The sequence below is a fragment of the Micromonospora luteifusca genome (genome assembly GCF_016907275.1).
GTDB lineage: Bacteria > Actinomycetota > Actinomycetes > Mycobacteriales > Micromonosporaceae > Micromonospora > Micromonospora luteifusca.
Genome location: NZ_JAFBBP010000001.1, coordinates 4,525,152 through 4,538,224 on the forward strand (window position 1 = coordinate 4,525,152; position 13,073 = coordinate 4,538,224).

Sequence of the window (13,073 nt, forward strand, 5' to 3'; positions counted from 1 at the left end):
GCCGGTGCGCTACCGCCAGCTCACCACCGGGACGCTCGCGCTGGGCGTCGTCCTCCTCATCGACGTGCTGCGGGTCTGGCTGCCCGGCATCATCACCATCTTCGGTCAGGCGGCGTCCACCCCGGCCGAGCTGATGGGCGCGTTCGCCCTCGGCTGGTTCGTGCTCGCGATGGGGGCACCCGCGGTGGTCCGCCGGGTCGGAGCCCGCCCGGTCACGGTCGTCGCCGCCGTTGTGCTCGCTGTCGCCCGGCTCGTGCTCACCGCCGCCCCCGGTGGGCGTACGCAGCTCTGGTTGGCCACCGCCGGGCTGCTCGCCGGGCTGGTCTGGCTGGTCGGCACAGCCGCCGACACCGACCGGCCGGTCCCCGGGCTGGCGTTGGGATTCGCGGTCAACGCGGCCCTGCACGCGGTGCTGGACACCTTCGACCTGGTCTGGCGCGGCGACTGGGTGGCCTGGCTGCTCAGCTCCGTTGCGGTGGCGCTGTTCCTGTTCGGCACGGCGCTGTTCCTGTTCGCGACGGCGCAGTCCGGCACCCGGGCCGGTGTGGCGCAGTCCGGCACCTGGGTCGGCACGGCGCAGCAGTCCGGCACCCGGGTTGGCGGCGGTGGCGGCCGGGCCTGGCTGCTGGCCGGGCCAGCGCTGCTGCTGACCGGGATGGTGGCGCTCTCCCCGGCGCTGGCCCGGACCGGAATGTCGTACCTGTTCGTCGGCGACAATGTGGCTCGTTCGCCGTTGTTCGGCATGGCGCCGGTGCCGGTGGCGGTCGCGGGGTTCCTGTTCACCGCGTTGACCCGGCCGCCGTCGCGCTGGGGCCGCGCGTACGGGCCGGTGGCGCTGCTGGCCGGCGCGGTGCTGTTCGCCCTCGATCGGGGTGACCTGCTCCTCCCGGCCATCCTGCTCGCCGCCGTCGGTCTCGGCGCCTGCCTCGCCCTCACTGACGACGCCAGCCACCCGGAGAACGGCACCGCTGACGCTGCCGGTACCGCTGACGCGACCGACGCCACGGGCGGGAAGGCGGGCGGTGGGCAGGTGGCGGTCCGTCGGGGGTACGCGGTCGCCGCCGGCATGCTCGTCTTCGCGCTGGGGGCGGTCGGGTACTACTCCGCCTATGACCTCGGCTACCCCAACGCGGCGGTGCCCGTGGTGGTGGCCGTGCTGGTCGCCGTCGTGGCGTTCACCGCCCGTCCCGTCGTCGATTTGCGCCCCGGGCCGTTTCCGCTGCTACGGGCGGCAGGCGCGGTCACCGTGCTGGCCCTGCTGGCACCGGTGCTCGCCGACGAGGTGCCGGTGGCCAGCAACCGGGACGGCCCGCCGCAGCGGTTGACCGTGGTGGCGTACAACATCCGGATGGGTTTCGGGCTGGACGGTCGGTTCGACCTGACCGGGCTCACCGAGGCTGTCCACCGGCAGCGGCCCGACGTGGTGTTGCTCAGCGAGGTGGACCGGGCCTGGTTGCTCAACGGTGGGCACGACACCCTCGACCTGCTGGCCGACCGGCTCGGCATGCCGTATGTCTTCGGGCCGGCCGCCGACCCGGTGTGGGGTGACGCGGTGCTCAGCCGTTGGCCGGTCACCGATCCGCGGACCCTCCCGCTGCCGGCCGTCGGCGCGCCCACCGGAGCGCAGGCACTCGCCGTCACGCTTGACCTCGGTGACGGCGTCCGTACCGCCGTGGTCAGCACCCACCTGCAACCTCCGCCGGGGCAGGGCCCGGTGGACCAGGCCCGCGCGGTCGCCGACTTCGCCATCGGGTACGCGGCCGGCCGGCCCCTGGTGGTGGCCGGCGACCTGAACACCGAGCCGGGCGACGAGGCGTTCGGACAGTTCACCAATGCTGGCCTGGCCGACGCGTTGGCGGCCGCCCGGCCACTGGCGACCAGCCCGGCGGACGACCCGCACGAGCAGATCGACCACATCTTCGTCTCGCCCGGCCTGACGCCCAGCGACCCGGTCGCGGTGCGCAGCACGGCCAGCGACCACCTGCCGGTCGCGGTGACCCTGACCCTTCCGCCCCGCTGACGCCCCGAGGGGCCGGCCCTACAGGCGGTCCGCCGCCAGCAGCCGGTCGGCGGTGAAGGCGAGTAACCAACCGCCGCCCTTGGGGGTGGTGAAGTCCTCGTCGGCGCGGCCGGTCAACCGTTCCAGGGCGCCCGGCAGCACCTTCCCCTGGGTGCACACCGCCAGCTGCCCACCGGCGCTGGCCAGCTCCAGCAACCTGGCGGCGGTCGCCAGGATCTGTTCGTCGCACTGCTGGCCGGGCTGTGGCTCGTCCAGGTCGCCGCAGATCTCGATCGGCAGGTCGAGCAGCGCGGCGGCCGGGTCCAGTGTCTGCACGCAGCGTCGCGGTGACGCCGACAGCAGCCGGGCCGGCCGGATCAGGGCGACCAGACCGGCCAGCGCGGTCGCCTGGGCCCACCCCTCGGCGTCCAGGGGACGGCCGACGTCCGGGCCGGACCAGGTGGCCCGCTTACCGGCGTGGGCGTGCCGGACCAGCACGACCGTCGCGGTCACCGACGGCAGCGCGGCGAACGCCGCCAACACCTCGGCGTCGTGGGGGTAGCTGACCAATCGGATCGCGTCGTCCACCGCGACCCAGCGCATGTCGTCCACCTCGGTGTCCGGTTGGAAACCGCCGCTGGCCGCCGCGAGCATCGACCAGTAGTCGACCAGCTTGTCCTGCCCCTCACTGCGGTAGCGCACCGACGGCAGCCGGACCTGCGGTACGCCGCGAACGTCGGCCTCCTCGGCGACTTCGCGGACCGCCGCCGCCAGCGCGTGCTCGCCCGGCTCCAGCTTGCCCTTCGGCAACGTCCAGTCGCCGTAACGGGGGCGGTGCACCACGCAGACGCGTACACCGTCGGAGGTTGGCCGCCAGGCCACCCCGCCCGCCGCCCGGATGCCGGTCACGGCAGCCAACTGGTCCGCCGCCGCCGGGTGGCCCGGTGCCAGGCAGTCGGGAAGAGGTCACGCATCCGACGGACCGACTGGCGTTCGCGCTCGGCCAGCCGCCCGGCGGTGACCGCCAACTCGTGGTCGTCCGGCCGCTCGGCGGCGATCTCCAGCCAGGTGTCCGCTGCCACGGCCGCATCCTGGTGCTCGCCGAGCACGTCCTGCACACCGGCGAGGGCGCGGGACAACCGGCGGGCACCCTTGCGGACGGCCGGTGCCACCGCGTTGACCGCGTACCGGGCCTGTTTGCCCTCCTTGCGCACGGCGTGCCAGCGGTCGTCCGGCGACTGCGCGTCGAGCCCGTCGACGCCTTCCGGGCCGGCCAGCCGCCTCCAGGGCCGGGCCACCAGCGCGGGCAGCGCCTCCGCCGCGGGGGCAGCCGACCGACGGGTGAGCCGGGGTGCGCGGGCGGCCAGCACCAGGGCGTCCACCAGGGCCAGGTAACGCGCGGAGCGCAGCGCCTCGTCGATGCCGGCGAGTGCCCGCCGTTGCCGTCCGGCGAGCACCTCGTCCAGCCGGTCCACCGCGTCCTGGTCGAGCGGGCTGAGCGGATCGGCGCTCGCGGTCTTGCGGAGCCGCTTGCGCAACACCTCGGCGTCACGGGCCGCGCCGAGAACACCGGCCAGCCAGCGCAGCTCGTCGCGCAGCGGACGCGCCCAGGTCTTGCGGATCAACGGTTTGAAGGTGCGCAGATCGCTGCGCAGGCGTCGACAGGCGACCCGCATCTGATGCACGGCGGTGTCGCCACCGGCCGCCGAGGCGCGCAGCCGGACCAGCGGGTCGTGGGCCAGCAGCCGGCGGATCTCCTTCCGGACCGCCTCGGTCACCACGTCGCCGGCACTCGGCTCGTCGCTCAGCCCTACCGGCGCGACCAGATCCGGATCAGCCTGCGCGCTCGCGCCCAGTGCCCGTACGTGTTTCGGGGTGAACGCGCCACCCTGGGCGCCAGCCTCGCGCAGCACCGCGCCGACCCGGTCGAGCAGCTTCCGGTCGCCCGCCTTGAGCTCCGCCTCCAACTCGCGGAACGTGCCGGTGGTGACGCCGGCGTCGTCGAGCACGGTCACCCGGTCGTCCACCACCTCGACGAGCACCGTGCCGGAGGCGTCACACACCTCGTACGCGTGCCGGACCGTGCGCACCACCGTCACCGGGGCCACCGGGGCCCCACGGTGCAGGACGGTGACCAACTCGACCAGGTCCGGCGGTGGTTGACCCGCCGGACCGGGTCGGGAGATCTCGTGCCGGACGCCGGGTGTCCCGGTCGGCAGCTTCACCGTCCAGGGCAGCTGGTCGCCCCGGCGGTGGCGCAGCGAGGCGCCGGCACGGGCCAGCCGCAGGTCGACCGTGTCGAGGTAACGGGCGACGAGCGTCACCGGAGGCAACGCCCGGACCCGACCTCCGGCCGGGGACGCGGCGGTCAGGTCCGGCAGCACGTAGGCGTCGTCCACCTCGTACTTCTGCTCCTCCTCGACCATCGGTTCAGCCTATGCGCTGATCGGTCAGCTGGCCGTGCCACCGACGCGGCGTAGCAGGAGTTCCTGCAGATGAGCGGAGGCCTTCTCGTCCGCACCGGTACGCCGGGTCCAGGTGCCGTCACCGGCCAGTTCGAAGGCGTCCACCTCGGGGCTCATCGCGGCGGTCAGCACCTGGTCCAGTTCGGCGCGGGCGATCGGGTCGCTCACCTGCACCAGCGCCTCCACCCGGCGGTCGAGGTTGCGGTGCATCAGGTCGGCCGAGCCCATCCAGAACTCGGCCTCGCCGTTGTTGCCGAACCGGAAGACCCGGGAGTGTTCCAGGAAACGACCGAGGATCGAGCGGACGCGGATGTTCTCCGACAACCCCGGCACCCCGGGGCGCAGCGTGCACATGCCCCGGATGAGCAGGTCGACGTGCACACCGGCCTGGGAGGCCCGATACAGCGCGTCGGTCACCCCCTCGTCGACCAGAGAGTTCACCTTGAACTGGACCAGGCCGGGCATGCCCAGCCGGACGTGGGAGATCTCCCGCTCGATCCGCTCGATGAGGCCGCTGCGGATGCCCTGCGGGGCGACCAGCAACCGCCGGTACGCGGTCTGTCGGCTGTACCCGGTGAGCACGTTGAACAGGTCGGTGAGGTCGGCGCCGATCTCCGGGTCGGCGGTGAGCATGCCGAAGTCCTCGTACAGCCGGGCGGTCTTCGGGTGGTAGTTCCCGGTGCCGATGTGGCAGTAGCGGCGGATCTGGTTGCCCTCCTGGCGGACCACCAGCGCGGTCTTGCAGTGCGTCTTCAGGCCGACCAGGCCGTACACCACGTGGCAGCCGGCGCGTTCCAGGGTGCGGGCCCAGCCGATGTTGGCGACCTCGTCGAAACGGGCCTTCACCTCCACCAGCACCACGACCTGCTTGCCGGCGGCGGCCGCGTCGACCAACGCGTCGACGATCGGGGAGTCGCCGCTGGTGCGGTAGAGGGTCTGCTTGATGGCCAGCACGTTCTCATCGGCGGCGGCCTGCTCGATGAAGCGCTGCACGCTCGTGGCGAACGAGTGGTACGGGTGGTGCACCAGGACGTCCCCGTCGCGCAGGGTCGAGAAGACGCTGCGCGGCACCTCGCCCTCGGCGAGTCGGGGGTGGGTGGCCGGCACGAACGGCGGGTCCTTGAGGTCCGGCCGGTCAGCCTCGCCGTAGACCTGCCACAACGCGGACAGGTCCAGCAGCCCGGGCACCCGCAGCACGTCCTGCTCGTTCATGTCCAGCTCGCGAACGAGCAACTCCAGCATGTGGTCGGAGATGGACGCGGCCGCCTCCAGGCGGACCGGTGGCCCGAACCGCCGCCGGGCCAGCTCCCGCTCCAGGGCCTGGAGCAGATCCTCGTCGCGGTCCTCGTCGACCTCCACCTCGGCGTTGCGGGTGACCCGGAACAGGTGGCACTCGACGACCTGCATGCCGCTGAACAGTTGGCCCAGGTGCACCGAGATCAGGTCCTCCACCGGCAGCATTCGTACGCCCGGCTGGTCCCGGTCCACGCGGACGAAGCGGGGAACGTTGTTGGGCACCTTCACCCGGGCGAACAGCTCGGAACCGCCATCGGGGTCGCGTACCGCCACCGCCAGGTTCAGCGACCGCCCCGAGATGTACGGGAACGGGTGCGCCGGGTCCACGGCGAGCGGGGTCAGCACCGGGAAGATGTGCGCGCGGAAGTAGGTGCGCAGCCGTTCCCGCTCGGGGTCGCCCAGCTCGGCCCAGCGCAGTATGCGGATGCCCTCGTCGGCCAGTTTGGGCAGCACGTCGTCGACGAAGCAGGCGGCGTGCCGGGCACCCAGCTCGGCGGTCCGCTCGGCGATCAGCTCCAACTGGGTGCGCAGGGGCAGCCGGTCTCCGCCGCGCACCGGCAGGCCGGCGGAGAGCCGCCGCTTCAGCCCGGCGATCCGCACCATGTAGAACTCGTCGAGGTTGCTGGCGAAGATCGCCAGGAACTTGGCCCGTTCCAGCAGCGGGGTGCGCGGGTCCTCGGCCAGGGTGAGCACCCGGGCGTTGAAGTCGAGCCAGGAGAGCTCCCGGTTGAGGAAACGGTCCTCCGGCAGCGGCGGGGCCGTCGGCGGTTCGTCGTCGTCCTCCTCGGCGACGCCGGTCGGCAGGTCGCTCGGCAGCACCGGGTGGACGTCGCCGGCGGCCGGGCCGTCCGTCTCGGTGGTCGGCCCGGGGTCGAGGACCTCGTCCAGCCCGGAGGAGGCGCCACCGGGGTCGTCGGCGAGGGTGTCGGCGCGGGCCGCACCGGCCCGCTCGGCACGGGACGGGCGGAAGCGGCCGTCGGTGCCGCGTACACGGGAGCCGTTGTGGGGGTCGGTGGCGGGCGGGCGGGTCGGATGCTCGCGAGGGGTGCTCACCCGCTCATAATCACCCGATTACGGTAAACGCAAAATGAACTTGGGCTCGCTGGCTCAGATCATCGTCGGCAATGTCACCCGGACGACCTCGCCGTCGGAATCGGTGTCGATGCGAACCCGCTGGCCGAGCCGGAGCAGTCGCAGCCCGGAGGCGTCGAAGGCCCGGGCGGGAAAGCGCATCTCGGTGCCGTCGTCGAGCAGCAGGACTCCGCTGCGCGTCGCCGCGTCGTAGCTGGCCACCGTGCCCTGCATGCAGGCACCGTACACCCGGGGGCTCAGCCCGCGGAGTGGGCCGGCCGGCTCAGCCCGCGGAGTGGGCCGGGCGGGCGGCGACGACGAGTGCGGCGGTGCGGGGCCCAAGCCCGAGCCGGGCGGCGGCGGTCAGGTCGGCGGCGGTGTCCACGTCCCGGCGCAGGCTGGGCCAGTCGCCGCTCAGCGGCAGTGCCCCACTGGCCGCGTGCGCGACCGCCGAGCCCACCCCGAAGCGGGGGTCCAGCGGGACGCCCGGCGGGCTGCTGAGCAGCGTCGTGCCGCTGCCGGGTGCGTCCGGCACGAAGCGGCGTACCGCGGGTCGGCCGTTCTGCGCCGCGAGCAGTGCGCCGGCCAGCTCGGCCGGGCGCAGCGCTGGCAGATCCGCGGTGAGCCCGGCCACCCACCCGGCGGTGGTCCCGGCCGCGCCGTGTCGGAACGCGGCGTTCAGGCCGGCGTCCGGCCGGTCGGGCAGCACCCGCGCGCCGGCGGCCCGCGCCGCCGCCGCCACCCGGGCGTCGTCGGTCACCACCAGGGCCTCGGCGACCGCCGGGCAGGCCAGCACCGCGCGCAGCGTGTCGGCCACCAGAGCCAGCGCCAGCTCCTCGTGCGGTACGCCGGGCAGCGCACCCCGCAGACGGCTCTTGGCCGCCGCCAGACGCTTCACCGGCACCACCACGGCCCACCTCGGCTGACTCACGCCCGCAATCCTGCCAGCCGGACGACGGGACCCTCGCTGGCCGTACCGGGGGCGAGCAGGCATGATTTCCGCTGCGGGTGTCGCGGGCGGGGTTTCGCGGCGGGGTTGGGGCGCGACGAGGAGGCACAGTGGCACGGCGGAGGCTGGGGTTCTGGCAACGGTTCGCCGTGGGGCTGGTGAAGTCGGTGATGACCGTGTGGACCCGGCGCACCTGGCGTGGTCAGGAGCATCTCCGCCGCGACGGCGGCGTGATCATCGTGGCGAACCACATCTCGCACGCCGACCCGCTGGTCTCCGCGCACTTCATCTTCGACTCCGGCCTGTGGCCGCAGTACCTGGGCAAGGCCAGCGTGTTCCGGGTGCCGGTGGTTGGCTGGATCCTGCACCGGTGCCGGCAGATCCCGGTCGAGCGGGGCACCGTCGACGCGGTCCGCTCACTGGATTCGCTGGTCGCCGCGCTCAACCAGGGTGGCGCGGTGGTGATCTACCCGGAGGGCACCACCACCCGACAGCCGGATTTGTGGCCGATGAAGGCCAAGACCGGTGCCGCCCGGCTGGCCCTGGCCACCGGCGCCCCCGTCGTACCGGTGGTGATGTGGGGGCCGGAGCGGCTCTTCGACCCGCGGACCAGCCGCGTCAACCCCCGCCCCCGGATCCCGGTGACCGTTGTCGCCGGCGAACCGATCGACCTGAGCCGGTGGGCGGACGCCCAACCGACCCGGGTCACCCTCGAGGAGATGACGGACACCATCATGTTGCGCCTGCGGGACATGCTCGCCGAGATCCGTGGCGGCACCCCGCCGCCGCTGTGGCAGCGAACGAACCGGTCCTCCGCCGGACGCGAGCAGCAGGGCGACGAGGCATGAGCGAGCGAAGCGAGCGAATCATCAGGCTCAGCACCGGCGCCGGTCAGGCCCCCGCGCAGCGAAGCGGAGCGGTGGCATGACCGGCCACGTCGCGGTGCTCGGTGCCGGGTCCTGGGGCACCGCGTTCGCCAAGATCCTCGCGGATGCGGGGCGGGACGTGACGGTGTGGGCCCGTCGTGCGCCGGTCGCCGAGAGCATCCGGGTCGAGCGCCGCAACCCGGAGTACCTGCCCGGCGTGCTGTTGCCGGCCGGTGTCACCGCCACCGCCGACGCGGCCGAGGCGATCACCGGCGCCGAGGTGGTGGTGCTGGCCGTGCCGTCGCAGACCCTGCGCGGCAACCTCGCCGAGTGGGCCGGGCACCTGCACCCGGACTCGACCCTGGTGTCGCTGATGAAGGGCATCGAACTCGGCACCACCAAACGGATGAGCGAGGTCATCGTGGAGACCGCCGGGGTCGCCGCGGACCGGGTGGTCGTCGTCTCCGGTCCGAACCTGGCCCCGGAGATCGCCGCCGAGCAGCCCGCCGCGACCGTGGTCGCCGGGACGAACAGCCACCGCACCGTGCTCGTGCAGTCGTCGATCCGGACGCCCTACCTGCGCCCGTACACCAATGACGACGTGATCGGCTGTGAGCTGGGCGGGGCGGTCAAGAACGTGATCGCCCTGTCGTACGGCATCGCCACCGCGATGGGTTTCGGCGACAACACCCGGGCCATGCTGATGACCCGGGGGCTGGCCGAGACGGCCCGGCTGGGCGTGGCGCTCGGCGCGGACCCGATCACGTTCGCCGGCCTCGCGGGCATGGGCGACCTGGTCGCCTCCTGCTCGTCCCCGCTGGCCCGCAACCGCACCTTCGGCGAGCACCTGGGCCGGGGTGAGACGCTGGAGCAGGCCCAGGCGGCCACCCGACAGACCGCCGAGGGTGTGAAGAGTTGCCTGGCGATCCGCGACCTGGCCCGGGCACACGGTGTGGAGATGCCGATCACCGAGCACGTCGAGCGGATCTGCCACGAGGGGATGGACCCGCGTCTCGCCGTGGAGAACCTGATGAGCCGAACCGCCAAACCCGAGTCGTACGAGTGAGGATCCGATGAGCGAACTGGGAGACGGGACCCGCTGCGTACGCGCCGGCCTGCCCGAGCCGGCACCGGGGGACCCGTTCCTGCCCGGGCCGGTCTTCGCCGCGCCGTACCACCTCGACCCGTGGCAGGGCCAGGGCACGTCGCCGAACGGCTACGGCCGCCCCGACAACCCGACCCGGCGGCTGCTGGAGGCGGCCGTGGGCGAGTTGGAGGGCGGTGACTGCCGAGTCTTCTCCACCGGGCAGGCGGCCATCACCGGGCTGCTGCTCACGCTGCTGCGCCCGGGAGACACCGTGGTGCTGCCCAGCGACGGATACTTCCCGGTCCGGGCGTTCGCCACCGACGTGTTGGAGGCGATCGGCGTCCGGGTGCTCTTCGTGCCGACCGTCGGGCCGTACCCGTCATTCGAGGGTGTCCGGCTGGTGCTGGTGGAGACGCCGGCGAACCCGGGCCTGGACGTGGTCGACGTGGCGGCTCTGGCCGCCCAGGCGCACGCCGCCGGCGCGCTACTCGCGGTCGACAACACCACCGCCACCCCGCTCGGTCAGCGCCCGCTGGACCTCGGTGCCGACCTGGTGGTCGCCTCCGGCACCAAGGCGCTCACCGGCCACTCCGACCTGCTGCTGGGCTACCTGGTCAGCCGGTCCAGCGAGCTGATGAAGGCGGTGACGACGTGGCGTACCACCACCGGGGCGGTCCCGGGCGCGTTCGACGCCTGGCTGGCACACCGGTCGCTGGCCACTCTCGACCTGCGTCTGGCCCGGCAGAGCGCGAACGCCGCCGCCGTCGCCGAACTGCTCGCCGGCCGGCCGGACGTGACCGGCGTGCGCTGGCCCGGGCGGCCCGAGGATCCCGCCTATCCGGTGGCGTCGGCGCAGATGCGCCGGATGCCCGGGGTGCTGTCGTTCGACCTGGGTGACGCCGACCGGGTGGGCCGATTCATCGATGCCGCCCGGCTGGTGGCGGCGGCGACCTCCTTCGGTGGCCTGCACACCACGGCGGACCGGCGGGCGCAGTGGGGCGACGACACCGCCCCCGGTTTCGTCCGGCTGTCCTGCGGTGTGGAGGACACTCCCGACCTGGTGGCCGACATCGCTGCCGCGCTCGACGCCGCCGGAGGGGTCTGATTTCCACCGACCGGTCCGCACTCGTGGGTCGACTGCGCGCCGCCGGCTGCGTCTACGCCGAGGACGAGGCGGACCTGCTGCTGGCCGCCGCCGACGATCCGGCGACGTTGGCCGACCTGACCGAGCGTCGGGTCGCCGGCGAGCCGTTGGAGTATCTGCTCGGCTGGGCGGAGTTCTGCGGTCTGCGGATCGCCGTCGACGCGGGCGTCTTCGTGCCGCGCGGTCGGACGGCCCTGCTGGTCGAGGCGGCGGCCGCGTTGACCGGCCCGGCCCCGGCCGTGGTCGACCTCTGCTGCGGGTCCGGAGCCACCACGGTCGCGCTGGCGCACCGCCTCACGCCGCGCTGGCTGGCCGCCGCCGACATCGACCCTGCAGCCGTGGCGTGCGCCCGCCGCAACCTTGCCGGACTGGTCGCCGAGGTGTTCGAGGGTGACCTGTTCGCGCCGCTGCCCGGGCAGTGGCGGGGTCGGCTGGACCTGGTGGTCGCCAACGCCCCGTACGTGCCGACCGACGCGGTGGCGCTGATGCCGCCGGAGGCGCGGCTGCACGAGGCCCCGGTGGCGCTCGACGGCGGACCGGACGGGCTCTCCGTGCTGCGCCGGGTGGGTGCCGACGCCGTCCGTTGGCTGGCCCCCGGTGGACACCTGGTGGTCGAGGCCGGGACCACGCAGGTGGAGGCGCTCTGCGCCGCGTTCGACGCGGCCGGTCTGGTGCCGAGCGTGCGGCACGACGAGGACCTGGACGCCACTGCAGTGACCGCCCGACGCCCCTGAACCCGTCCGTCCCCAGGATCCGGATGGGTGGGCGGGCATGGCGGGGGAGAGGGGTTGGCACTAGCCTCGGCTCACACTCACGACGGCGGGAGGCGATTTCGGTGGGCAGCGCAGGGGTGCCGGTGGTCGTCGGGTTGGACAACGGCGGCACCAGCAACAACGCCACCGTGCTGACGGTGGACGGCCGCTTCCTGGTGGACGGGCTGTTGGAGATCCCCAGCGAGGTGCGGTCCGGGCCGGAAGCGGCGATCGAGGCGCTGGCCCGCGCGCTGGACGGTGCCCTGGCACGGACCGGCGTGCCGCGCGAGTTGGTCCAGGCGGTGGGGCTGGACACTCCCGGTCCGGCCAGTGCCGACGGTGTCATCTCGTCGCGGGGCTCGACCAACTTCTCCCAACCGGCCTGGCGCGGCTTCGACGTGCGGGGCGCGCTGGAGCGACGGCTCGGCCTGCCGGTGATCTACCACAACGACGGCAACGCGGCCGCGCTGTACGCCCACCATGTGCACTTCGGCGCCAACGCCATGAGCCGCTCGTCGGTCTCCGCGATCGTCGGCACCGGCCTCGGTGGCGGTGTGGTCGAGAGCGGCCGGGTGATCGCCGGTGCGGCCGGGATGGCCGGAGAGCTTGGTCACGTGCACATCCCGCTGTCCGGGCTGCTCGGCCCTGGGCAGGCCGAACCCACCTGCGCCTGCGGCTTCACCGGAGACGTCGAGAGCGTCGCCTCGTTGACCGGGATCGAGCGCAATCTGCTGCCGTACTGGCTGACCCGGTACCTCGACCACCCGCTGGCCGCCGAGCCATTGGCCCGGGCGGCCAAGTTGGTCCGGGGGTACGGCGAGCGGGGGGACGGCCTCGCGCGGGACCTCTTCACCCAGCAGGCGATGGCGTTGGGCCGGCTGTTCACCGTGGCGGCGAACTTCACCGACCCGCACGCGTACTTCGTCGGCGGTGGCGTGGTGGAGGCGGTGCCGGAGTTCCGCGACTGGTTCCTGGCGACGGTCCGCGAGCACACCGTGCTTCGCGAGGAGCAGGCGGCGGTGGCCACCTTCGCGCTGGTGCCGGATCGGGACATGGCCGGTGCTCGGGGGGTGGCGATCGCCGCGCTGGAGGCGCTGCGCACCGTCGCGGAGCCCTCGCCGCTGGTTGCCTGAGCTGTGGTCCGCCCGCCTCGGCCGCCGCGTGGCGTGGTCAGCGACGCGGCGGCCGGTTCAGCGGCGGGGTGGTGTCCGGTCGGGTGAGCGATGTGGCCGCCCTGGTCAGCGGCTGGGTGGTGCCTGGGCGAAGGTGGCCCAGGCGGCCGGCGGGAACAGCAGGGCCGGGCCGTCCGGGTCCTTGGAGTCGCGGACGGCCACCAGCCGCGGGATCGCGGCCACCTCCACGCAGGCGCCCTCGTCGCCGCTGCGGCTGCTCTTGCGCCACGCCGCCGCGGCCAAGGCCGCTGTGATCGTCGGTGTCATCGGTC

General features: G+C 73.6%; 12 protein-coding genes. 6 read left to right on the forward strand and 6 right to left on the reverse strand.

Features of this window, described 5'->3' with window-relative positions:
* Positions 1 to 4: 4 nt before the first annotated feature.
* A complete protein-coding gene (locus JOD64_RS20695; RefSeq protein WP_204943727.1) occupies positions 5 to 2,020 on the forward strand; it encodes an endonuclease/exonuclease/phosphatase family protein in 2,016 nt (671 codons plus the stop codon).
* Positions 2,021 to 2,038: 18 nt separating this feature from the next.
* On the opposite strand, the gene JOD64_RS20700 is transcribed toward JOD64_RS20695, so the two are convergent.
* Genes JOD64_RS20700 through cofC form a run of 5 tightly spaced genes read right to left on the reverse strand, consistent with a single transcriptional unit; the run spans position 2,039 to position 7,762 of the window.
* Positions 2,039 to 2,917: an NUDIX hydrolase gene (locus tag JOD64_RS20700; RefSeq protein ID WP_204943728.1), complete on the reverse strand. Its 879-nt coding sequence runs from the start codon at positions 2,915 to 2,917 to the stop codon at positions 2,039 to 2,041.
* Positions 2,905 to 4,425, reverse strand: coding sequence for a CYTH and CHAD domain-containing protein (locus tag JOD64_RS20705; protein ID WP_204943729.1), 1,521 nt, complete (start codon positions 4,423 to 4,425; stop codon positions 2,905 to 2,907). Before JOD64_RS20705 ends, JOD64_RS20700 begins: the two co-directional genes overlap by 13 nt.
* A 24-nt stretch (positions 4,426 to 4,449) precedes the next feature.
* The gene (locus tag JOD64_RS20710; RefSeq protein WP_204943730.1) at positions 4,450 to 6,813 is read right to left on the reverse strand and encodes an RNA degradosome polyphosphate kinase; all 2,364 of its coding nucleotides are present in this window, start codon (positions 6,811 to 6,813) and stop codon (positions 4,450 to 4,452) included.
* Positions 6,814 to 6,867: 54 nt separating this feature from the next.
* Positions 6,868 to 7,065 (reverse strand): cold-shock protein, encoded by a 198-nt coding sequence (locus tag JOD64_RS20715; RefSeq protein WP_112733663.1) that lies wholly within the window; start codon positions 7,063 to 7,065, stop codon positions 6,868 to 6,870.
* Positions 7,066 to 7,114: 49 nt separating this feature from the next.
* Positions 7,115 to 7,762 (reverse strand): 2-phospho-L-lactate guanylyltransferase, encoded by a 648-nt coding sequence (cofC, locus tag JOD64_RS20720; protein WP_204943731.1) that lies wholly within the window; start codon positions 7,760 to 7,762, stop codon positions 7,115 to 7,117.
* Positions 7,763 to 7,890: 128 nt separating this feature from the next.
* Between cofC and JOD64_RS20725 the strand changes: the two genes are divergently transcribed.
* The 5 genes from JOD64_RS20725 to JOD64_RS20745 all read left to right on the forward strand — a co-directional run bounded on the left by JOD64_RS20725 (position 7,891) and on the right by JOD64_RS20745 (position 12,762).
* Positions 7,891 to 8,628, forward strand: a complete 738-nt coding sequence (locus tag JOD64_RS20725; protein WP_204943732.1) for a lysophospholipid acyltransferase family protein — start codon at positions 7,891 to 7,893, stop codon at positions 8,626 to 8,628.
* 76 nt (positions 8,629 to 8,704) lie between these two features.
* Positions 8,705 to 9,712, forward strand: coding sequence for an NAD(P)H-dependent glycerol-3-phosphate dehydrogenase (locus tag JOD64_RS20730; RefSeq protein WP_110562490.1), 1,008 nt, complete (start codon positions 8,705 to 8,707; stop codon positions 9,710 to 9,712).
* A 7-nt stretch (positions 9,713 to 9,719) separates the two neighbouring features.
* Positions 9,720 to 10,838, forward strand: coding sequence for a cystathionine gamma-lyase (locus tag JOD64_RS20735; RefSeq protein WP_204943733.1), 1,119 nt, complete (start codon positions 9,720 to 9,722; stop codon positions 10,836 to 10,838).
* Positions 10,839 to 10,861: 23 nt separating this feature from the next.
* Positions 10,862 to 11,611, forward strand: a complete 750-nt coding sequence (locus JOD64_RS20740) for a putative protein N(5)-glutamine methyltransferase (RefSeq protein WP_372434173.1) — start codon at positions 10,862 to 10,864, stop codon at positions 11,609 to 11,611.
* 101 nt (positions 11,612 to 11,712) lie between these two features.
* Complete coding sequence (locus JOD64_RS20745; protein ID WP_204943734.1) at positions 11,713 to 12,762, forward strand: ROK family protein; 1,050 nt, start codon at positions 11,713 to 11,715, stop codon at positions 12,760 to 12,762.
* A gap of 105 nt (positions 12,763 to 12,867) precedes the next feature.
* On the opposite strand, the gene JOD64_RS20750 is transcribed toward JOD64_RS20745, so the two are convergent.
* On the reverse strand, positions 12,868 to 13,068 hold the full coding sequence (locus JOD64_RS20750; RefSeq protein WP_204943735.1) for a DUF397 domain-containing protein: 201 nt from the start codon (positions 13,066 to 13,068) through the stop codon (positions 12,868 to 12,870).
* Between the last annotated feature and the right edge of the window lie 5 nt (positions 13,069 to 13,073).

Bases quoted from the DNA above. Each gene is read 5' to 3' on its own strand.
- JOD64_RS20705 (WP_204943729.1), bottom strand. From the start codon at position 4,425: ATGGTCGAGGAGGAGCAGAAGTACGAGGTGGACGACGCCTACGTGCTG.
- JOD64_RS20715 (WP_112733663.1), bottom strand. From the start codon at position 7,065: ATGCAGGGCACGGTGGCCAGCTACGACGCGGCGACGCGCAGCGGAGTC.
- JOD64_RS20730 (WP_110562490.1), top strand. From the start codon at position 8,705: ATGACCGGCCACGTCGCGGTGCTCGGTGCCGGGTCCTGGGGCACCGCG.
- JOD64_RS20735 (WP_204943733.1), top strand. From the start codon at position 9,720: ATGAGCGAACTGGGAGACGGGACCCGCTGCGTACGCGCCGGCCTGCCC.
- JOD64_RS20750 (WP_204943735.1), bottom strand. From the start codon at position 13,068: ATGACACCGACGATCACAGCGGCCTTGGCCGCGGCGGCGTGGCGCAAG.